General features: G+C 52.8%; 15 protein-coding genes. 3 read left to right on the forward strand and 12 right to left on the reverse strand.

All coding sequences use genetic code 11. The annotated features are described in order from the left end of the window. Positions 1-234: 234 nt before the first annotated feature. Positions 235-2,316 (forward strand): carbon starvation CstA family protein, encoded by a 2,082-nt coding sequence (locus tag NP596_RS01715; protein ID WP_256613475.1) that lies wholly within the window; start codon positions 235-237, stop codon positions 2,314-2,316. A 73-nt stretch (positions 2,317-2,389) separates the two neighbouring features. Here NP596_RS01715 and NP596_RS01720 read toward each other — a convergent pair whose 3' ends face one another. Genes NP596_RS01720 through folP form a run of 4 tightly spaced genes read right to left on the reverse strand, consistent with a single transcriptional unit; the run spans position 2,390 to position 10,563 of the window. Next, the gene (locus tag NP596_RS01720; RefSeq protein WP_256613476.1) at positions 2,390-6,523 is read right to left on the reverse strand and encodes a hybrid sensor histidine kinase/response regulator; all 4,134 of its coding nucleotides are present in this window, start codon (positions 6,521-6,523) and stop codon (positions 2,390-2,392) included. 19 nt (positions 6,524-6,542) lie between these two features. Next, the gene (locus NP596_RS01725) at positions 6,543-8,840 is read right to left on the reverse strand and encodes a TonB-dependent receptor (protein ID WP_256613477.1); all 2,298 of its coding nucleotides are present in this window, start codon (positions 8,838-8,840) and stop codon (positions 6,543-6,545) included. 26 nt (positions 8,841-8,866) lie between these two features. Beyond that, complete coding sequence (locus NP596_RS01730; RefSeq protein WP_256613478.1) at positions 8,867-9,775, reverse strand: 1-aminocyclopropane-1-carboxylate deaminase/D-cysteine desulfhydrase; 909 nt, start codon at positions 9,773-9,775, stop codon at positions 8,867-8,869. Positions 9,776-9,777: 2 nt separating this feature from the next. Then, positions 9,778-10,563, reverse strand: coding sequence for a dihydropteroate synthase (gene folP / locus NP596_RS01735; RefSeq protein WP_504129495.1), 786 nt, complete (start codon positions 10,561-10,563; stop codon positions 9,778-9,780). Between the two features lie 140 nt (positions 10,564-10,703). Here folP and NP596_RS01740 point away from each other — a divergent pair, with 140 nt between their 5' ends. Beyond that, positions 10,704-12,362, forward strand: a complete 1,659-nt coding sequence (locus NP596_RS01740; RefSeq protein ID WP_256613480.1) for an ATP-binding protein — start codon at positions 10,704-10,706, stop codon at positions 12,360-12,362. Between the two features lie 113 nt (positions 12,363-12,475). On the opposite strand, the gene nqrM is transcribed toward NP596_RS01740, so the two are convergent. The 8 genes from nqrM to NP596_RS01780 form a co-directional block, all read right to left on the reverse strand. Beyond that, complete coding sequence (gene nqrM, locus NP596_RS01745) at positions 12,476-12,682, reverse strand: (Na+)-NQR maturation NqrM (RefSeq protein WP_256613481.1); 207 nt, start codon at positions 12,680-12,682, stop codon at positions 12,476-12,478. Between the two features lie 95 nt (positions 12,683-12,777). Further along, positions 12,778-13,998, reverse strand: a complete 1,221-nt coding sequence (nqrF, locus tag NP596_RS01750) for an NADH:ubiquinone reductase (Na(+)-transporting) subunit F (protein ID WP_256613482.1) — start codon at positions 13,996-13,998, stop codon at positions 12,778-12,780. A 10-nt stretch (positions 13,999-14,008) separates the two neighbouring features. After that, entirely contained in the window at positions 14,009-14,617 is a 609-nt protein-coding gene (gene nqrE, locus NP596_RS01755) for an NADH:ubiquinone reductase (Na(+)-transporting) subunit E (RefSeq protein WP_256613483.1), read from the reverse strand. Further along, entirely contained in the window at positions 14,617-15,285 is a 669-nt protein-coding gene (locus NP596_RS01760) for an NADH:ubiquinone reductase (Na(+)-transporting) subunit D (RefSeq protein WP_256613484.1), read from the reverse strand. The genes nqrE and NP596_RS01760 overlap by 1 nt, the downstream gene beginning before the upstream one ends. 8 nt (positions 15,286-15,293) lie before the next feature. After that, complete coding sequence (locus tag NP596_RS01765; protein ID WP_256613485.1) at positions 15,294-16,154, reverse strand: Na(+)-translocating NADH-quinone reductase subunit C; 861 nt, start codon at positions 16,152-16,154, stop codon at positions 15,294-15,296. After that, a complete protein-coding gene (locus tag NP596_RS01770; protein WP_256613486.1) occupies positions 16,147-17,346 on the reverse strand; it encodes an NADH:ubiquinone reductase (Na(+)-transporting) subunit B in 1,200 nt (399 codons plus the stop codon). The genes NP596_RS01765 and NP596_RS01770 overlap by 8 nt, the downstream gene beginning before the upstream one ends. Then, positions 17,347-18,693 (reverse strand): Na(+)-translocating NADH-quinone reductase subunit A, encoded by a 1,347-nt coding sequence (locus NP596_RS01775; RefSeq protein WP_256613487.1) that lies wholly within the window; start codon positions 18,691-18,693, stop codon positions 17,347-17,349. Positions 18,694-18,868: 175 nt separating this feature from the next. Then, the gene (locus tag NP596_RS01780) at positions 18,869-19,597 is read right to left on the reverse strand and encodes a metallophosphoesterase (RefSeq protein ID WP_256613488.1); all 729 of its coding nucleotides are present in this window, start codon (positions 19,595-19,597) and stop codon (positions 18,869-18,871) included. Positions 19,598-19,703: 106 nt separating this feature from the next. On the opposite strand from NP596_RS01780, the gene ispG reads away from it, so the two are divergent. Beyond that, entirely contained in the window at positions 19,704-20,924 is a 1,221-nt protein-coding gene (ispG, locus tag NP596_RS01785; protein WP_256613489.1) for a flavodoxin-dependent (E)-4-hydroxy-3-methylbut-2-enyl-diphosphate synthase, read from the forward strand. Positions 20,925-21,033 lie beyond the last annotated feature (109 nt).

The raw sequence follows: 21,033 nt of genomic DNA on the forward strand, positions 1-21,033 counted from the left end.
TAAAACTCGCCGGCCTTGGCACTGGAGAACCGCATCCAGCGGCCATGGCGGCACTTGTGTATAACATAAGTGCTGAGCGCGAGAACGATGCGCCTAGCATGCCGGAACTTATTTTCAACAAAATCAAAAGCTTATACTCAATAGCTTGACCGACGGACCCCATCTCCCCCGTCCTCGTGCTACCATTCGCGCAATTTTTAACGCAAAAAATTGCATTACACGAAGGAACCCGCCATGTCCGGCACACATAACCGTCTACCCTATACCCTCGTTTGGATTTGTATTGCCGCGATCGGCGCGTTTGCCGTCGCCGGCATTGCCTTACAACGCGGCGAAACCATCAACAGCATGTGGCTGGTCGTGGCGGCGGTATGCGTCTACGCCCTGGGTTATCGTTTTTACAGCGCTTTCATAGCCGCTAAGGTATTGATGCTGGACGCCGGCCGCGCCACGCCGGCGGAACGTTTCAACGATGGCCGGGATTTCATGCCCACGCATAAATGGGTGGTATTCGGCCATCATTTTGCGGCCATCGCCGGCCCAGGCCCCTTGATCGGCCCCACCCTGGCGGCGCAATTCGGTTATCTGCCCGGCACTTTATGGATTTTGGCCGGAGCGGTGCTGGGCGGTTGCGTGCAGGATTTTGTCACGCTGTTTTTCTCGGTGCGCCGCGACGGCCGTTCGCTGGGGCAAATGGCCAAGGACGAACTCGGCCCCATAGGCGGCAGCGCCGCCATGCTGGGGGTGATGATGATCATGATCATCCTGATCGCGGTACTGGGTTTGGTGGTGGTAAACGCCATGAAACATAGCCCGTGGGCCACCGCTACCGTGGCCGCCACCATCCCGATTGCGGTATTGATGGGGATGTATTTACATCATCTGCGCCCCGGCCGGGTATTGGAAGCCACCCTGATCGGCGTATCGATGTTGATTTTCGCCGTATTGGGCGGCGGCTGGATCGACGAACATCCGCTGCTACGCGGCTGGTTCGACTACGACGCTCCACAGCTGGCCGTAATGGTGATTTTGTACGGCTTTGCGGCGGCGGTACTGCCGGTGTGGCTATTACTGGCCCCGCGCGATTATCTATCCACCTTTATGAAACTGGGCACCATCGCCGCCTTGGCCGTCGCCATTGTGCTGTTGCGCCCTGAGCTGAAAATGCCGGCTGTAACCCAGTTTATCGACGGCAGCGGGCCCATCTTCGGCGGCAAACTGTTTCCGTTCGTGTTCATTACCATCGCCTGCGGCGCCATTTCCGGCTTTCACGCCCTGATTTCCTCGGGCACCACCCCGAAATTATTGGCCAACGAACAGGATGCCCGCTTCATCGGCTACGGCGCGATGATGATGGAATCTTTTGTGGCGATCATGGCCATGATCGCCGCCAGCGTGCTGGAACCCGGCGTGTATTTCGCCATCAATAGCCCGGCCGGCATTGTCGGCAAGGAAGCCGCGGATGCGGTGGCTAAAATCAGCGCCTGGGGGTTTCCGGTGACTGTCGAACAGATGCAAACGCTGGCCCAAACCATGGGCGAATCGACGCTGTTCGCCCGCACCGGCGGCGCACCGTCCTTGGCGGTCGGCATGGCCAGCCTGTTCGCCCAGGTCTTCGGCGCGCATTTATTGGCCGCCTGGTATCACTTTGCGATCATGTTCGAGGCGCTGTTCATTTTAACCACCCTGGACGCCGGCACCCGCGTGGCCCGGTTTATGCTGCAAGACATGCTGGGTAATTTCAAACTCGGCTCGGGCAAGTCCAACGGCTATCCCAGCATTCTGTTAACCAGCGGCTTGGTCGTGGGCGCCTGGGGCTATTTTTTGTACATGGGCACCATAGACCCCCTGGGCGGCATCAACAGCCTGTGGCCGCTGTTCGGCATCGCCAATCAAATGCTGGCGGCGATTGCCTTGTGCGTCGGCACGACGATATTGGTGAAATCGGCCAAATTGAAGTATGTCTGGGTCACCGCCCTGCCCTTGTCCTGGTTGATTATCGTCACCAGCAGCGCGGCCTGGGAGAAGCTATTTTCGGCCGACTTAAGGGTAGGTTTTCTAACCCATGCCGCCGATTTGTCCGACAAGTTAAGCGGCGGTTTACTGGCGCCCGACCTGGCCGCCAAAGCGCCTCATCTGATATTCAACGATTATCTGAATGCCGGCCTGACCGCTACCTTCATGCTGATCACATGGCTGCTGCTGGGGGATACCTTGCGCATTATTTATTGCATCATCGGCGGCAAAAGCTATCCGCAATCCAGCGAATCGGCGCATATCCCCAGCCGGCTGGCCGAAAACTGGGTACGGGATTAAACGCACGCATAGCGCTGCCGAAACCACAGCAAGCGGGCTTTTACGGGGTTCGGTTGCCACCGTGCCTAACGGTTTACACCTGTTCGGACTCCGTCTTCTCGAATAGCAGGCCGATTTCGGTAAATAACTGCCATAACAAGGCTTCCGCTTGCTGCAATTGGGGTTCAGGCACTAAAGGGGGCTTTTGTCTGAATGCCTTTTCCAGCTCGGACAAACTATCCGCCAGCGCGCGGTGGGCAACGGACTGCACGCTGCCCAATAATTTATGAATCAAATGCGTCGCGTTTTCGTAATCGCCCGCCCGGTAAAAGCTTTGAATTTGCTCCCAGTCCTGGCTGTGCCTGTCCCGGAACAAACCCAGCAGTTTGCGGTATACGGCCGAATTATTCCCCGTCAGAAGCTGGGCTTGCCGGCTATCCACGCCCGTCAATTGCGGAAACCCCGATTCGTCGAGGCTTATCGTTCTACCGGCCGGTTCGAAAACGGTCTCTCCGCGCGGCTTGATCCAGCGGGCCAGCACTTGAAACAGCTGGGTCCAGTCGATCGGTTTTCCGACATGGTCGTTCATGCCGCTATCCAGGCAACGTTGCCGGTCCGAGGTCATCACATTGGCCGTCATGGCGATAATCGGCAAATCGGCGTGGCGGGGGTTGCCGCGAATCGCGCACGTCGCCGCATAACCATCCATCTCCGGCATCAGGCAATCCATCAAAACGGCCGAATAGGTTTTAAGATCGATCATGCGTAAGGCTTCCACGCCGTTGACAGCCAAATCGGCCTGAATGCCTTTATTTGCCAGCACCTCCAATAGCAATTCCTGATTGATGGGATTGTCTTCCACCACCAATAAACAGGCATTTTGCAGGGAAGCCATCACGGCGGGGCTTGGCGCTTCCCGGGCGGCGGTTTTGACCCGGTCGGCCGCCGCCATTTCCAACTCGATGTTGAAATAAAAACAACTGCCCTTGCCCAACTCGCTGGAGACGCCGATATTGCCGCCCATGGCACTGATCAAATTTTTGCAAATCGATAATCCCAATCCCGTACCGCCGTACTTGCGGGTGGTGGAATTATCCGCTTGGTTGAACGCTTCGAATAAATGGCTTTGTTGCCGGCTGGACAATCCGATGCCGCTATCGGTAATGCTGAAATGCAGCTTGGCCCGTTTATCGCTAATTCGTAAACACTGCACCCGCAAAATCACCTGTCCCGTTTCGGTAAATTTGATGGCATTGCTCAGTAAATTCAGCAACACTTGCCCAAGCCGCAACGGATCGCCCCAAAATGCGGGCGGGACGGCCCTGTCCACCTCGAAAAAAATATCCAACGGCTTGCCGCCGAGCAAGGTCGGCGAAAGGTCTTTTAAATATTGCAGAACTTCATCCAAATAAAACTCGGTGTGTTCCAGGGTTAATTTACCGGCTTCCAGTTTGGAGTAATCCAAAATGTCATTGACGATACCGAGTAGCCATTTGGAAGACGTTTTGATTTTTTCCAGATAATTTCGCTGTTTCGGATCCAGATCGGTTTCTAGGGCCAATTCGCTCATGCCGATGATGGCATTCATGGGGGTACGGATTTCATGGCTCATATTGGCCAAAAATGCACTTTTAATTTTAACAGCGGCCAATGCCTGCTGGTGCATTTCGGTCAATTCGCGGGTACGGTTCGCTACCTGAATTTCCAGATTCTGCCGGATGCGCTGCAATTGCCGCACCCGCCAAAAATAGACGGTTAACAACAATGAAAAGCAGGCGATCAGCAATAAGCCGCGAAACCAGACCGTCTGCCAATAGGGCGGAATAATAGTGATCGGCAGGGTAAGCCCCGCTTCTTCCCAAGCGCCGGCATTATTGCTGGCCTTAAGATGAAACACATAACGGCCGGGATCTAAATTGGTATAGGTGGCGACCCGATTATTGCTGTCGGCATCGATCCAGCCCTGGTCGAAGCCGTCCAGTTTATACGCATAGCGGTTTCTGGCTGGATCGGCGTAATGCAGGGCGGAAAAGTGTAGAGACAAAATCCTAGCGCGCCAGGGGAAACTCAGACTCTTGGGATGCGTAATACTGCCTTCCAAGCCGATATTGAGGTCGTTTGCGTTCAAATCCAAAGTACGATTATCGATATTGATCTCGGTAATGGCGGGATTAGGCAAAATGTTATTGGAACGCAGCCGATGAGGATCGATAACAATCGCGCCATCCGAGGTGCTGACATAGATCAAGCCGGCGCTATCGATGACCATGCCGCCGGGTTCGATCCGGCTGGCAAAGCCTACCGGAAAGGCATAATGCAAAAACTCGCCGTTGTCCGGATCGAAACTGGAAATTCCCTTGATACCCGTAAACCAAAACCGGCCCTCATCCCCAATTTGCAGGTTTTGCACCGATCCGCTGGCCAAGCCGTTGTCGGCCCCGAAATTTTGAAACCTGAAACCGTCGCTTGTTTCAATGGCTTGGCATATTCCGCGGCCCGTGGCTAGCCATATCCGTCCTTGCTTGTCTTCAACGACATTAAAAACCATATCGCTGGGTAAGCTATTCTCATCGCTAGAGTCGAAATTGTAGCCATGAAACCGGCCGTTTTTGGGGTCGAGAACGCTTAAACCGCTGCCGGCGATATAGGCTCCGCCCACCCATACCCTGCCGTGACTATCGATAAAAAGGGTATTTACCGAATCGTCGCCGAGACTGTTTTGATTGTGCTCATCATGCCGAAAATGCCGTTTTATCCCGCTGCCCGGATCGTATTCGATCAGCCCGCCTCCAGTGCCCAGCCAAAGCACGCCATCGGCACCCGGTACGATTTTATTGACAAAATTATTCGCCGTATCCCCTAAATTGATAATCTGAATTTTCTGATTTTTTTCTTCGTACCGGATCAGGCCGTTCCGGGTTCCCAGCCACAGCAAACCGTTCGGTTGCTGATAGACGCTATACACCATGCCGATGCCGGCATTGCCATTCCGGTCCGGTACGCTGGTTAATTTTTTTAAAATTTGCCGACGCTTGTCATCGACCAGCAAGGCGCCTTCCCAAGTGCCCAGCCAAAGTTGCCGTGCATCATTAACGGCGATGGAGCGAATGGCATTGTTAACACCGTCATCGGCATCCTTTAAAGCCCTGGGCGTCAGTTTGCCGAAACCGCCGCTGGTAAAATCGATCCGGCTCATGCCATTGGTGGTGGCAATAAACAGGCTGCCGGAATGATCGGCCAACAACACTTTTACGATATTGCCGGCCAAACTGGTGGGATCTTCCATTTTTTGTTGATACAGGTCGAATTTTTGCAGGCGCTCATCCCAACGCAATAGGCCCTTGGCTGTAGCCACCCAAATAGTGCCATTCGAATCTTCGGCAAACTGGTAAACCCTGGCTTCTTCCGTCGTCCCGGGCAGCGGCAATTTTTTCCTGTTGGCCCAGTCGTCGCCGAATTGCCAGACGAAGACACCCGCTTCGGTACCCAGCCACAGACGCCGATCATTATCGAAAAACAGGATTTTGATATTATTTTCCAGAGTCGATTGACTATCGCTACTGATGCGGTAATGCTGAAATTGCCGGCTGCCGGGCGGAAGATAATCGAGTCCGGAAGGCCAGGTGGCAATCCACAATCCGCCTTGCGGATCCCTGGCCAGGGTTTCGATATTATTGACGGACAAACTATCGGGCTGCCGCGGATCGTGCCGGTAAATTTCGGATTGGCCTGTCTCCGGATTGAAGTGCCTAAGTCCTCCCCGGGTACCCAACCACAGGCCGTCGGCGCCATCGGAAATAATAGTGCGGATATTGCCGGCTTCCCGGTGGGCTTGCTCGGCTTCGGCCTTTATGACCGTTTTAAATATTTCCGTTTCCGGTTCAAAGACCGCCAAGCCATCGCGCGAACCGATCCAGATACGCTGCCGCCGGTCTTCGAATAAACTGGTAATGGAATCGAACTGCAAGGCACCGGAAACATTCGGAGTCTTTTTGTATTGCTTGGTGTCGTAGCCGTCATAGCGTTGCAGTTCGGCAAAGCCGGCCATCCAGATAAAGCCCTGCTTATCCTGAATCATGGAGGTGATGGCGCTGGCATTCGGTATGCCCGTTTCCTTGATAAATATCTCGGTTGCCGCGGCGTGGCCGGCCGGCGGAAGTACGCCAACACCCGCCAATAATGCCGTAAACCAGTATCGGGTTAAAAATAAATGAATACGGCGCAGCATGAAATAGGGAATATTAAGGTCAAAAGTCGGTCGACAGCATGACGCTGAAACTGCGGGGGGCGCCAACATAATATGAGGGGCCCTGAGACGCTGTTGGCGTAAAGGAACTGCCGCTGAGCGCGTTAAGACTCAGGTAATCTTCGTCCAGCAGGTTGTAAACGTTGAATTTGACCATGGGGTCGCGGAACCAGCCGGTAGAGGGCAATCGATAGCCGGCATCGAAACTCACCAGGGTATAGCCGCTTAACGACTCATCGTTGACCAAAGTGGAATAGCGATGCCCGGTATATTTGGCTGACAAATCGGCCGACCAAGGCCCGTTACGGTATTGCAAGGCGGCGCCGGCCAAATATTCGGGCACATCGGGAAATGCCTTGCCTGCCGTTAACAGTGTGACTACGGGCCCATTGGTGGTTAACTGTGTCCGCAGATTTTGCTCCATTCTGTTATGCGTATAAGAAAACGAACCGTAGATACTCCACTCAGGCAAAAACCGCCACGCCGACTCCAACTCTATACCTTTGGTGGTCGAATCCCCCACATTGTAATTAGTCCGGGTATTGTTGATCGGATCGAATGCCGTGGCTATGCGGTCGCGGTAATCGATATAAAACAAGGTAGCTGTCAACGATAGGTCGTTCTGATAATAACGGTAGCCTAGTTCCCAATTGGTCGAGACTTCCTCCTTCACATTCACCGCCCTGCGCGAGTTACCGCTCACCAAACCGTAGTAAACCGAATCTGGCGGCGCTTTAAAGTTTTCCGCGCGGTTGGCGAAAATCTGCTGCCGATCCGTTAGTTGATAACGAATCCCCACGTTCGGCAAAGGCCTGGCATAGCGGGCTTTCTCGTTGTAATTGCCTGCAAAGGATTCGCTGGCATAATTATAAAAGTCGCGCTGCACAGTCGTGTAGCGGAAGCCCAGCGACACTAACAGGTCGTTATTCAAAAAACCAATATCGTCCTGCGCAAAAAAGGATTGGGAGGTGGTTTCGGTCAACATATTGCGGTTTTGATAGACCGAACCATCCTGCCGTAATATGAATTGCGACGAATCCTCCAGCCAGGGGTCGGCGGCATTGCCGGCGGCATCGAAACGAACGGCCGGCATGGTGCGGCGGTGATGCGAGTAGTCGAACCAGTAGCCCGCCATCAGTTTATGGTTGGCCAACTGGCTGTGTAACCGGGCGGTAACGCCGGGACGCTCGCTTTCGGTTAAAAAACCGCTATAAACCAAGACATTATCCGATGTATCGCCATCACCGTTGATGTCGCCGGCTCTTAATAGTGTAGTTCCTTCGCGAAGGGCTCTGAGTTCATCTCCGCCGGTACCGTAACCGTAATTGTAATAGGGATCGATATCCAACTTTAAATTCGGCGCAAGCTCGAAGCGGCCTTGCAGGGTAGCCAGATAATTGCGGTAGGGATTGAGACTGAGGTTATAGAAACTATCGCTAGGTTTGCTGCTATTCATATTAGGCGGGATTATGCCGTAATCGGCATCGCGGCCTAGGGCTTGGATTTGCTGTTTGGTCAGAGTCAGCAGATTATGATTGAATAACTCGTTGTACAAAAAACCGCCGGTAATGCTGTTCCCGGGCGATAGGTTCAGCACACCCTTAAAATCCAGATGTTCGCGGTCCGCACTGCCGTAGCCCTTGAATTTGTCGGCCTCGGCCTTGGAAACCGATAAAAAAGCCTTGAATCTTTTATCGCCCAGATAACCGGTATCGGCGCGCAAAAAGGTTTTATAGGCATTGAAAGAGCCGTAACTCTGCTGTACCCGAAAGCGGGCCCGGTCGGTCGGATTCGAGGTGCGCATGCCTATGGAACCGCCGGCGGCTCCGGTCATGGGGGTGTCGGTATTGTTACCCCCTTGAATGACTTCAATTTGTTCCAGATTTTCCAGGTCGACCAGTTCGGAAGGATAGACGGCAAAATTGCCGGCGTCATTCATGGGCGCGCCGTCGATACTGACGCCGATCTGGTCGCTGTTAAATCCGCGCATGCGGATATTGCCGCCGAATAATCCCGTGGCATCGTAACTGTAGGTATTGACCCCCGGCACCATGTCCATGGCTTGGTAAATATTGTTCTGGCTGTTTTTCTGTTCTATGGCGGGGCGCGTGATCGTGCTGGCGGCCCGCGTCGAATTCTGCGGCGTTACCAGACCGTTACCGGGCACCGCCGCGCCTTCTACCACCATCTTTTCCAAAACTACCGGTTCGGCGGCAAGCGCGGGTACGGGGCATACGAGGCTCAGCCACGGCGTAAGTAACAGGTAGGGATCGGCAGGGCGGATGACAGAATTTTTCATAGTTACTCGTTCGATTCGATGGATGATCAATGCCTTGCCCCCTGCAATCCGCCCGTATGCAAGACCACAATACGCTGCCCGGGCTTGAAATAGCCTTTTTCCAGTAAGTCAAACACGGCGAAAAGCAGTTTTCCGGTATAGACCGGCTCCAAGGCTATAGCGTGCGAGGCGTAAAATTGTCGCATAAATTGTTTCAATTCGGGGCTGGATTTGGCAAACCCGCCGAAATGATAGTCCTGGAGGATTTGCCAATGAGTATAGAACCGATTGGGGGATAATAACCGCTTAACATCGTCTTTCAAAAAATCCGCCCCTTTCAAGGCCGAGATTCCGGTTACCCGGCAATGCGCGGGCGCGGCGCTTATCAAGCCCGCCAGGGTGGTGCCGGTACCGCAAGCCACCAGCATATGATCGTAGCGTATGGGAATCTCATCCATGATTTCAGCCACGCCCCGTAATGCCGATGCGGAGGCGCCGCCTTCCGGCAACCAGCATTGGTTGGCCTGCAAATCCGGCATGGTCCCGCTTTTAAACGCGCGCAGCTGGCGGTAATCGCTACGGGATACGAACCGCAATTCCATGCCCCATAGGATTAGATCCCGTAAGGTCGGATTGATGACGTTGGGGCGTTCGCCGCGCACATAGCCTATGGTTTTCAAACCCAGGCTGTTACCGGCGAACGCCAAGGCATGCAGATGATTGGAATACGCCCCGCCCATGCTGACCAAGGTATCGGCACCGTCAACCAGCGCGTCGTTAAGCAGGTATTTCAGTTTGCGCCATTTGTTGCCGGAGATAACCGGGTGTAACAAATCATCCCGTTTGATCCACAGCTGTATCCGCAAACCGGATAAGATTGGATCGACAATAGGCGATAGGGTCGACAAGCCAAAGCTACTTTCCAGCGCCCGTAAGCGCGGATGCAACGAAGTCATTGCTACGCCCGCTTGATCGCCCAGGCAATGTCCGCCGCCTGCCGATTGGCTTTAATGTCATGCACCCTAAACATCGTCACGCCGGCCATAATACCCAAGGCCGTGGTTACCGCCGTTGCCGTGACCAATTCATCCGCTTCGGCCACATTGCATATGCTGCCCATAAAGCGCTTACGGCTAGTACCCAATAACACCGGGTAGCCCATATCGACCAACCGGTTAAGATTGGCCAGCAAGGCAATATTGTCCTGTTTGCGTTTACCGAAGCCGATACCGGGATCTATGGCAATCCGACCGGGTTTAATGCCGGCAGTCAGCGCGGCATCGATGCGTTGCCGTAAATGAGTTTGGACTTCCGATACCACATCGGAATATTGGGGATCGTCCTGCATGGTTTTAGGCGAGCCTTGCTTGTGCATCAGAACGATAGGGCAAGCATAGTCCGCCGCCACCGCGAACATCCCGGGGTCGTCCAATCCCGCGGAAATGTCGTTAATGATGGCCGCGCCGGCTTGCAAAGCCGCCGCGGCCACCTGACTCAGCGTGGTATCGATACTGATCGGTAACGCGGGAAAATCGGCATGAATGGCTTTTACGACAGGCAACACCCGTTGGATTTGCCGCTCCGCCGCTACCGGGTCCGAGCCGGGCCGAGTCGACTCCCCGCCTACATCGACGATATCCATCCCCTCGGCCAACATCGTTTCAACCTGCCGCATCGCCGCTGCAAGGCGAGTGTAACGGCCGCCGTCCGAGAAACTGTCCGGGGTAACATTCAGTATGCCCATGAGTCGAGGCGGCGTATTTGAGTTGAACATTGAAGACCTTAACCGAGTGTGAAATGAGTTGGAAAATCCGCTAACAATACTATTGGGCTGAAAAAATCAGCTAAGCTTAAGCCCATAATTTTATCTCAGGCGGAATGACGATGGCGGAAAATGAACAGATTCTGATTGGCCAGTTGGTGGAAGTGCGCGGCAATGGCATGGAAGCGCGCCTGACCGAGGAACATTCCACGGCGGCGCCGGTGATCAAAGTCGGCGAAGAGGAAATCCTGGCCGGCAATTTGGGCTCTTACGTGATGATTCGGCAAACCAATATCGGCGTGTTGGCCTTGGTATTCAAGATGTGGGAACGCGACCGTTTCGACAGTTTGGGCAACCGCGCAACCGATCGGTTTATTTCCTTGATTCCCGTTGGCGAACTCAGCGATAACAACACTTTCGTGCGCGGCGTTCGCCATTACCCCACCCCGGGCGCCAGTGTTTATGCGGTAGGCCTGAATGAAATCAACGCGATTTTCGTCAAATTCCGCGAGTACCAATTTTTCATCGGCCAACTGGCGTCGCACAAGGACTATCACTTAAGCCTGGACCCGCGCGCGCTGTTCGGCCGCCATTTCGCCATCCTCGGCCAATCGGGTTCGGGCAAGTCCTGGACCGTCACCAGTTTGATTCAACATACCATCCAAGCCATGCCGAAAACGCATTTGATCATGTTGGATTTGCACGGCGAATACTGCTGGAAAAATGACAGCGGCCAAATCGAATCGGCGTTTCCCGACGAACTGGTCAATTATGTCGATGCCTTGGACCTGGAAATGCCTTACTGGATGATGTCTTATGCGGAGTTGGTGGATCTGTTCATCGACAAGGACGACCGCGGCGCATCGATGCAAATGGCCTTTATGCGCGAGGTGTTGCAACAATTGAAACGCAAGGAAGCCAAGGAAATAGGCTTGGGCGTGGTCTCCATCGATACGCCGATTTATTTTTCGCTGGCGGAAATGTATATGCAGTTCAAAAATGCCAACGAGGAGCGTAAGGATTTCGGCAAAACGCATGGTGCATTATTCGGCCAGTTCGACCAATTTCTGGTCCGCATGCAAAGCCGTTTCAACGATGTGCGGTACGACTTTTTATTGAAGCCAAAAAAACGCAACAGTTCGGCCAGCATGGCGGATTTATTGCGGCAATTCATCGGTTTGGGCGAGAAAAAAGCCAATATCACGGTAGTCGACTTAAGTTCGGTACCCACCGACGTCAGGCCGGCGGTTTCGGCGCAGGTGGGCAGGTTAGCCTACGAATTCAACTATTGGAACCCCAAGCGGCGGGAATTTCCCATCACCTTGATTTGCGAAGAGGCGCACGCCTACATCCCGCGCGAAAAAGGCGGCCAATTCGACGGCACCAAAAAGATGATGGAACGCATCGCCAAGGAAGGCCGCAAATACGGCGTTTCCATCGGCGTGGTCAGTCAACGCCCGACCGAGTTGTCGGAAACCATGCTGGCGCAATGCAGCTCGTTTATTTGCCTCAGGACCACCAATCCGGACGACCAGGAGTATATTCGCGGCCTAGTGCCGGAAGCGGAAGGGGACTTGACCGACATCCTGACTTCGCTGGGCCGCGGCGAGGCGTTGGTATTAGGCGAAGCCGCGCCCTTACCTACCCGGGTGCAGATTTATCGGCCGAATCCGGAGCCGAAAAGCAATGACGTGGATTATTTTACCGGCTGGCGGGAAGGTCCGGACGACCTGGATGTGGAAGGTATCGTCAATAATTGGCGCACGCAAACCCGCCAGTAATTGTTGCGCAATAATACTTCGACCGCTGTAGGGTTTAAGGAAGGGCACACTACAGGTATAACCTCGTATACGGACAATCCGTATACAAAGTTCAAAATGCCGGTTACATAACCCTAAATTTTGATTTTGCTATCCAGGACGATGGTTTGTTCGGCTTGCTCGGCCTCCAGTTTTTTACGTTTATCGCATTTTTCCTCGCAAACGCAATTGCCGGTACCGCCGCAAGAACCTTTAATGGCATGCCGGCCAAAGATTACACCGATTGCCATGATGGCAACCACAATCGACATAAATACAAAAGTGATTAGAAAGTAAGTCATTGTTGTACTCCTAAAATCTATTCGATTCCCATAAAACAAAAAACGAGGAGAAATCGTCAGATCGCTCCCCGTTCCGTGTTAGGCGAAATGCCCGACTAGCCGCCGAAATCGTCCAGCATGATGTTTTCAGGATCGACGCCGTTAGCCAACAGCATGTTGATCACCGATGAGTTCATGATTGGAGGCCCGCACATATAGTATTCGCAATCTTCGGGGTTCGGATGCTTCTTGATGAATTCCTCGAACAACACATTGTGAATGAAGCCGGTATAACCTTTCCAGTTATCTTCGGGCAGCGCATCGGACAACGCCACATGCCATTCGAAATTATCGTTTTCCTTGGCCAGCATATCGAAATCTTCCACATAGAACATTTCCCGCTTGCTACGCGCGCCATACCAGAAGGTCATCTTACGTTTGGACTTCAGTCTGCGCAGTTGATCGAAGATATGCGAACGCATCGGCGCCATACCGGCACCGCCGCCGATGAAGACCATTTCGGCATCGGTTTCCTTGGCGAAGAATTCGCCGTAGGGACCGGAAACGAACACTTTATCGCCGGGTTTCAAGTTAAAGATGAAAGACGACATCTTGCCGGGCGGTACGCTATCGGGCGCGCCAGGCGGCGGCGATGCGACCCGCACGTTCAGCATGATTTCCTTTTCTTCCGGATAGGAAGCCATAGAATACGCACGCAACACAGGCTCGTTTACTTCCGAAACATAGCGCCACAGGTTGAATTTATCCCAATCCGGGCGGTATTCCTCGGCTATATCCATATCCGCATATTTTGAAACGTGCGGCGGACATTCGATTTGGATATAACCGCCGGCCCGATAGTTAATGGATTCGCCTTCCGGTAATTCCAATACCAGTTCTTTAATAAAGGTGGCCACGTTATCGTTGGATTTAACGGTACATTCCCACTTTTTCACGCCGAATACGCTGTCTTCGACTTCGATGTCCATGTTTTGTTTAACGGACACTTGGCAAGCCAGACGTTCGCCGTGCGCGGCTTCGCGTTTGGTGATATGGGATTGTTCGGTCGGCAAAATATCGCCGCCGCCGCTATGGACTTTGACTTTGCATTGTCCGCAAGTTCCGCCGCCGCCGCAGGCGGAAGAGACGAACAGTTGATTATCAGCCAGCGCCGTCAATAATTTAGAACCTACCGGCACGTGGATTTTCTTTTCATGGTTGATCAGAATTTCCACATCTCCGGAGGCCACCAGTTTGTTCTTGGCGCCGATGATCAAGAACACCAGCGCAATCACGATGACCGTGAAGAAAATAACACCTAATGCAATTTCCAGCATTACGATACCCTTATAATTGAATTCCAGAGAAAGCCATAAAGCCCAGAGACATCAAGCCGGCTGTAATAAAAGTAATCCCCAGGCCTTGTAATGCGGCCGGGATATCACTGTATTTAAGTTTCTCGCGCACACCGGCCATGACGGTGATCGCCAATGCCCAGCCGAAACCGGAACCGATGCCGTAGACCGCGCTTTCAGTGAAGTTGTAGTCGCGTTCTATCATGAACAAACTACCGGCCAGAATGGCGCAGTTCACGGTAATCAGCGGCAGGAAGATACCCAGTGCTTGATACAGGGCCGGGAAGAACTTATCCAGGATCATTTCCAGAATCTGCACGATCGCGGCGATCATGCCGATACAACTCAACAAGCTTAAGAAACTCAAGTCGACGCCGGTAATGCCCAGCCAGGACAAGGCATCTTCCTTCAACAAGGTTTGATAAATGAAGTTGTTGGCGGGGACGGTCAGGGTTTGCACCACCATCACCGCAATACCCAAACCCATGGCCGTGGAAATCTTCTTGGAAACCGCCAGGAAGGTACACATCCCCAGGAAGAACGACAGCGCCAGGTTTTCGATGAAAACCGCTTTAACAAAAAGACTGATATAGGCTTCCATTAGTGGTGCCCTCCTTCGCCGTGAGCAATAGCCATGATTTTGAACTCGTTATGTTCAACCTGTTTTGGCTTCCAGGTACGGAATCCCCAGATGATCAAGCCGATGATGAAAAACGCGCTAGGCGGCAGCAACATCATACCGTTAGGTACATACCAACCACCGTCCTTGACCAGAGGCAACACGTCGAAGCCCAGTAATTTACCCGAGCCCAAGGTTTCTCTAAAGAAGGCCACCATGATCAAAATCAAGCTGTAGCCGAGGCCGTTACCGATACCGTCGATGAAGCTTTTAAGCGGTGGATTTTTCATCGCATACGCTTCGGCGCGGCCCATCACGATACAGTTGGTGATGATCAAACCGACGAACACCGACAGTTTTTTGCTGACATCGAAAGCAAAGGCTTTCAGCAACTGATCGACCACGATAACCAGCGAGGCGATGATGATCATCTGCACGATAATCCGGATGCTGCTGGGCGTGTGCTGACGCACGGCACTTATCGCCGCGCTGGAACACGCCGTGACCGAGGTCAGGGCCAAAGCCATGATCAGCGAAGTCGACATTTGAGAAGTCACCGCCAGCGCGGAACAAACACCGAGTACCTGCAAGGTAATCGGGTTGTTATCCACCAACGGCTCAAATAATACTTTTTTAGTTTCTTTATCCATGACGAATCCTAACCGTTTGATTTGATTTTATTCAGATAAGGCGCGAAACCTTCCGGTCCCATCCAGTACAGAATCAAATTGCTGACACCGCGACTGGTTAATGTGGCTCCGGCCAAACCATCGACTTTGTTGACGGCGTCCGGGCGACTGGTATCGACCGTGCCTTTGACCAAGGTCAGAGCCACCTCGCCGTTCTCGCCGTAGACTTTTTTGCCTTTCCACAGCGCGCGCCAGTTGGGGTTAACCACCTCGCCACCCAGACCCGGCGTTTCGCCTTGGTCATACAGGTTGATGCTTTGTACGGTTTGACCATCGGCCTCTAAGGCCAGGAAGCCGTACATGGTCGACCACAAGCCATATCCGTTGATCGGCAGAATGATGGATTGTAACTGACCGCCGTTTTTCACCAAAAATACTTTGGCAACCTTGGCTTTCATGCGAATACTGGCGATATCTTTGTCGACCGGAATCGATTCGTTCGTCGCAGGATCCTTAGCGGCCTTACGCTGATCGTATTCATCAACATTGCCATCGACGTATTCGCCCGTTGCCAGGTCAACCAATTTAGCTTCGATTCTATCTTTAAAAGCCTCGTCGATATTAGTGTCGTCTTGCAGCAAGCCGGCTACATCGAGAATGTTCTTCTTCATGTCCAGCGCTTTGTTATAGCCTTGCAAAGGACGCAATGCGACGGTCGCCAACGAAACCAGCACCGCGCAAACTAGACACAGCGCCAAAGCGACGTTGATGGTTTTTTCCAGACTGTCGTTGCTTAAAGCCAGGATACGGTCGGCATAAACTCTGAACTGTTCATAATATTTGCAGAGCTGCTCGTTATACTTGCAGGTTTTTTTCTCGGCATTAAGCATGGCGTTTAATCCTTCTTCTAATATTTGCTTGAACAACAAAGTAATCAATCAATGGTGCAAACATGTTTGAGAAAAGAATTGCAAGCATCACGCCTTCCGGGAAAGCCGGATTGATAACTCGAATGATGACAATCATGACGCCGATCAAACCACCATAAATCCAGCGGCCGGTATCGGTCACCGCGGCGGAAACCGGATCGGTAGCCATATAGACTGTACCGAAGGCAAAGCCACCCAGTACCATGTGCCAATACCAGGGAATCGCGAACATCGGATTGGTATTGCTGCCGACTACATTCAATAGAGTCGACATCGCAATCATGCCTATCAGCACGCCGGCCATGATGCGGTAAGACGCTACCCGTGTATACAACAGAAAAGTCGCGCCCAGCATGCAAGCCAGAGTCGAGGTTTCGCCCATGGAACCCGGAATGAAACCCAGGAATGCTTGTATCCAGCTAAAACTCGCTTGAATACCTTCCAATCCGCCTGCCGATGCCAGCGATAACGCAGTGGCGCCGCTGAAACCGTCGACGGCCACCCAAACCGCATCGCCGGAAATAGACGCCGGATACGCGAAGAACAGAAATGCACGGCCGGTCAGCGCGGGATTCAAAAAGTTTTTGCCGGTGCCGCCAAAAACTTCCTTACCCAACACGATACCGAACGATATGCCCAACGCCACTTGCCACAAAGGCATATCGGGCGGCAGGATCAATGTATACAACATCGAAGATACCAAAAAGCCTTCGTTGACTTCGTGTTTACGCACGGTTGCAAACAATACTTCCCAAATACCGCCCACGGCCAGCGTGGTGAAGTAGACAGGGAAGAAATACAACATGCCATGCACCAGACAGGACAACGGATTGTAAGGATTGTAACCAAACAACACCATCGGGATGCGGCGCCAGTTGTCGATAGACTCGACCCCCATGGCGCTCATGGCCAGATTGGCTTGGTAACCGGTATTGTACCAAGCCATCAAAACGCAGAATGCCGTGGCGATCACCACGAAAGTCATGGTGCGCTTCAGATCGTTGCCGTCGCGAACATGGGTTTTACCGCGCGTTACATCGGATGGCGTGTAGATGAAAGTATCCACCATCTCATAGAGACCGTAATACTTCTCAAGCTTGCCGCCCTTTGTAAAATGCGGCTCTATGCTATCTAAAATATCTCTAGCCGACATTTATCCTTCCTTCTCGATTTTAGTTAAATTAGCTCTGAGCACAGGCGCGAAATCATGTTTACCCGGATCGACAAAAGTGAACAAGGAGACATCTTCCTCGTTTAACTCGAGACAACCCAATGCCTGCGCGGTATCGCTATCGCCAACGACTATCGCTTTCAACAACGGCGTTGCCAGGATATCGAGCGGCATGACCGACTCGTATACGCCGACCGGCACAATGGCGCGATTACTGCCGTTTTTGTCGGTGGTTAACGGGAACTGGCGTCCGCTTTGGCGATCCTTGCTGGATACATATACATTCATCGCCGAATATTTGTTTTGACCCGGCACGATCCAACCGAACAACTCGCGTTCGCGTCCTTCCTTCAGCACCGAAACCTGCATGCAGTTAGCACCCAGGAAGGCCAGAGGACCGGCCGCTTCGTGACCGTACAGTACGGAACCGGAAATCACCCGATTCTCGACATCCTGCAATTCGCCGGCCACCAAATCGTCCAGGCTGGCACCGACACGGGTACGCACCAAACGGGGGTTTTTAACGGTTGGCCCGGCCAGGGAAACGATCCGTTCGACATTCAATTTGCCGGTTGTGAACAAGGCGCCGATGGCGATGACGGCTTGATAGTCGATATGCCAGACAAATTTATTGATGTTGACCGGATCGACCAAATGGATGTGGGTACTGGGCAAACCGGCGGGATGCGGCCCCGCGAACTCGGCGACTTGCACCGAAGGGTGGCTACCTACGTCGGCGCCGGCGGCTTTACACAGATAGGTTTTACCTGCGGTCAACTTAGCGATAATGCTCAAACCGTTGGCAAAGTCGTTGGCGCGCTCTTTGATAATGACGGAAGGATCGGCCGCCAACGGACGCGTATCGATTGCCGTGACGAAAATAGAGCTGGGCGTACTGTCAATCCCGGGCACCTTACCGTAAGGGCGGGTAACGAATGCAGTCCAAAGACCGGAAGACAACAGATTTTCCTTGACTTGGTCCGCCGTTAAATTAGCCAAATCGGCTTCTTTATAGCTGGCAAACTTTTCCTGTTCATTGCCTTTTAATTCAATGACGACTGAAAGTAGTGCGCGTTTTTCGCCACGGTGGATGGCTTTGACGGTGCCCGCACCCGGAGCGGTGAAGTTGACGCCCGGATTTTTCTTGTCGGAAAACAAGACTTGGCCCAATTTGACCTTATCGCCCTCCGCCACCAGCATTTTCGGTTTCAAGCCTACATAATCGTTACCCAACAGGGCCACCGATTTGACGCTGTTACCGTCGGTTATTTTTTGTTCGGGCTTGCCCGTTATGGGCAAGTCCAAACCTTTTTTAATTGTAAATTGCATAATTGATACGCCTGCTCTCCAGACAAATTGCAGCCAAAAGCCCATTGAGAACCACAAAACTCAAAGGACAGTTCAAGACATAAAACCGCGACATTACATCACAAGTTACGGGCTTACTCAACGTCAAATCGCCCGCCGAAAGCATAATTAGCCGAGGCTAATATCCCTCGCCGTTTCAGATATCCACCACCTTATTAATATCGAAAGCTTCCACGACTCTACGCCCGATATAGCCCCGGGTATTGCTTAAAATGCGGGCATCGGCGATCCGGTAATCGCCCATGTTGTGAACATGGCCGTGAAACCATGCCGCGATTTCATATTCGTGAAACAGGCACTTCAAATCGTTGCAATACGCCATTTTCTTTAAGGCATTGGGCGTTTCTATCCAACTCCATTCCGTGGGCGCATGATGTGTAACGACCACGGTTCGGCCGCTAAAAGGTTCCGCCAACTGTTTTTCCAGCCAAGCCCTGGCTTCCGTATGCAAGGCTGAAAAATGCCGCTGATTGAAGGCCTCGTCGTTGAAGCGGATTTTGCGAAAATCGTTTAAGGTTTTGCCGATAGCCTCGGCTTTTTCGCCGCCGTCGATCAGCAGGTCCGCCCACAAGGTACAACCGAGAAAACGTACGCCCTGGATGATGGTTCGATCTTTTTCCAGAAACTGGATATTGGAGCCCGCGCATTCCTGCCGCAGCATCGTCAGGACCGCATGGTATTCGCTGCTGTAAAACTCGTGATTGCCGGCCACATAGACCACGGGCTTGCCGATCGATTTTAACCACGATACCCCTTGGCTAAATACGCCGATATCGCCGGCCGCCACCACCACATCCGCATCCGTGTCCGGCAAACTTTGTTCGCCGAATTCCAAGTGCACATCAGAAAAATAATTTATCCGCACAATTTGCTCTTTCGTCTTCCAACTTAGGGGGTATAATTCGTAATACTAAGTAATTTACTTGGTATTTTCAGATAACTTTGATTTTTTGCAAACAAACATTAATTCTATGTCGATTAGCCCCAGAAAACACACTCAACAAGTATCGGTCGGTAACATTAAAGTCGGCGGCGGCGCTCCGATTGTGGTGCAATCCATGACCAATACGGATACTGCCGATGTTGCGGGAAGCGTTCAACAGATTATGGAATTATCGACCGCCGGATCGGAAATGGTTCGCATCACCGTCAATACCGAAGAGGCCGCCAAAGCCGTGCCGGAAATCGTCAATCGGCTGGCACAAAAGGGTTTTTCGGTACCCATTATCGGCGACTTCCATTTCAACGGCCATAAGTTATTGGAAAAATACCCCGACTGCGCGCAAGCGCTTGCCAAATACCGCATCAACCCCGGCAATGTCGGCAAGGGCAAGGCCCGCGACCCGCAATTCCAGCAAATGATAGAATTCGCCTGCAAATACGACAAGCCGGTGCGTATCGGCGTCAATGGCGGCAGCCTGGATCAGGCCGTTCTAACCCGCCTACTGGACGAAAACAGATTATTGGCCAACCCCAAGGAATTGCCAGCCATCACCCGGGAAGCGATTGTATTGTCCGCGCTGGAAAGCGCCGCCAAGGCGCAGGAACTCGGCCTGGGCAAGGACAAGATCATCCTGTCCTGCAAAATCAGCAACGTGCAGGAATTGATCAGCATTTACGAAGACTTGTCCAACCGTTGCGATTACGCCTTGCATTTGGGCTTGACCGAAGCCGGCATGGGCTCCAAGGGCATCGTCGCCTCTTCTGCCGCGCTAGGCGTTTTAATGCAACAAGGCATAGGCGACACCATCCGTATTTCTTTAACCCCCGAGCCCGGCGCGGCACGCACCAAAGAAGTTGTCGTGGCTCAGGAGATCCTGCAAACCATGGGCTTCCGTTCGTTCACCCCGATGGTCATCGCCTGCCCCGGCTGCGGCCGCACCACCAGCGATTATTTCCAAAGACTGGCCCAGGACATCCAAGCCTATCTGCGCGACCAAATGCCGATATGGAAAGATAAATACAAAGGCGTTGAAACCATGGAAGTCGCCGTGATGGGTTGCGTGGTTAACGGCCCCGGCGAAAGCAAAAACGCCAACATCGGCATCAGCCTGCCCGGTAGCGGCGAATCGCCGGTTGCGCCGGTTTACGAAGACGGCGAGAAAACCGTTACCTTGAAAGGCGATCATATTGCCGAGGAATTTCAGGCTTTGGTGGAACGCTATATCGAATCGCACTACAGCGCGCACTAAGGGTTCCGCCGAAAATAACGCCCCGATTATTGCCGGCAGGAGCGGCTTTAGCCCCGATCGAGGCGCTCATCGCGGCTAAAGCCGCTCCTACGGGTAAGTTGTTTCCAAG

This window comes from Methylomonas rivi (assembly GCF_024505165.1).
Classification (GTDB): Bacteria; Pseudomonadota; Gammaproteobacteria; order Methylococcales; family Methylomonadaceae; genus Methylomonas; species Methylomonas rivi.

Bases quoted from the DNA above. Each gene is read 5' to 3' on its own strand.
- NP596_RS01715 (WP_256613475.1), top strand. From the start codon at position 235: ATGTCCGGCACACATAACCGTCTACCCTATACCCTCGTTTGGATTTGT.
- NP596_RS01720 (WP_256613476.1), bottom strand. From the start codon at position 6,523: ATGCTGCGCCGTATTCATTTATTTTTAACCCGATACTGGTTTACGGCA.
- NP596_RS01725 (WP_256613477.1), bottom strand. From the start codon at position 8,840: ATGAAAAATTCTGTCATCCGCCCTGCCGATCCCTACCTGTTACTTACG.
- NP596_RS01730 (WP_256613478.1), bottom strand. From the start codon at position 9,775: ATGACTTCGTTGCATCCGCGCTTACGGGCGCTGGAAAGTAGCTTTGGC.
- folP (WP_504129495.1), bottom strand. From the start codon at position 10,563: ATGGGCATACTGAATGTTACCCCGGACAGTTTCTCGGACGGCGGCCGT.
- NP596_RS01740 (WP_256613480.1), top strand. From the start codon at position 10,704: ATGGCGGAAAATGAACAGATTCTGATTGGCCAGTTGGTGGAAGTGCGC.
- nqrM (WP_256613481.1), bottom strand. From the start codon at position 12,682: ATGACTTACTTTCTAATCACTTTTGTATTTATGTCGATTGTGGTTGCC.
- nqrF (WP_256613482.1), bottom strand. From the start codon at position 13,998: ATGCTGGAAATTGCATTAGGTGTTATTTTCTTCACGGTCATCGTGATT.
- nqrE (WP_256613483.1), bottom strand. From the start codon at position 14,617: ATGGAAGCCTATATCAGTCTTTTTGTTAAAGCGGTTTTCATCGAAAAC.
- NP596_RS01760 (WP_256613484.1), bottom strand. From the start codon at position 15,285: ATGGATAAAGAAACTAAAAAAGTATTATTTGAGCCGTTGGTGGATAAC.
- NP596_RS01765 (WP_256613485.1), bottom strand. From the start codon at position 16,154: ATGCTTAATGCCGAGAAAAAAACCTGCAAGTATAACGAGCAGCTCTGC.
- NP596_RS01770 (WP_256613486.1), bottom strand. From the start codon at position 17,346: ATGTCGGCTAGAGATATTTTAGATAGCATAGAGCCGCATTTTACAAAG.
- NP596_RS01775 (WP_256613487.1), bottom strand. From the start codon at position 18,693: ATGCAATTTACAATTAAAAAAGGTTTGGACTTGCCCATAACGGGCAAG.
- ispG (WP_256613489.1), top strand. From the start codon at position 19,704: ATGTCGATTAGCCCCAGAAAACACACTCAACAAGTATCGGTCGGTAAC.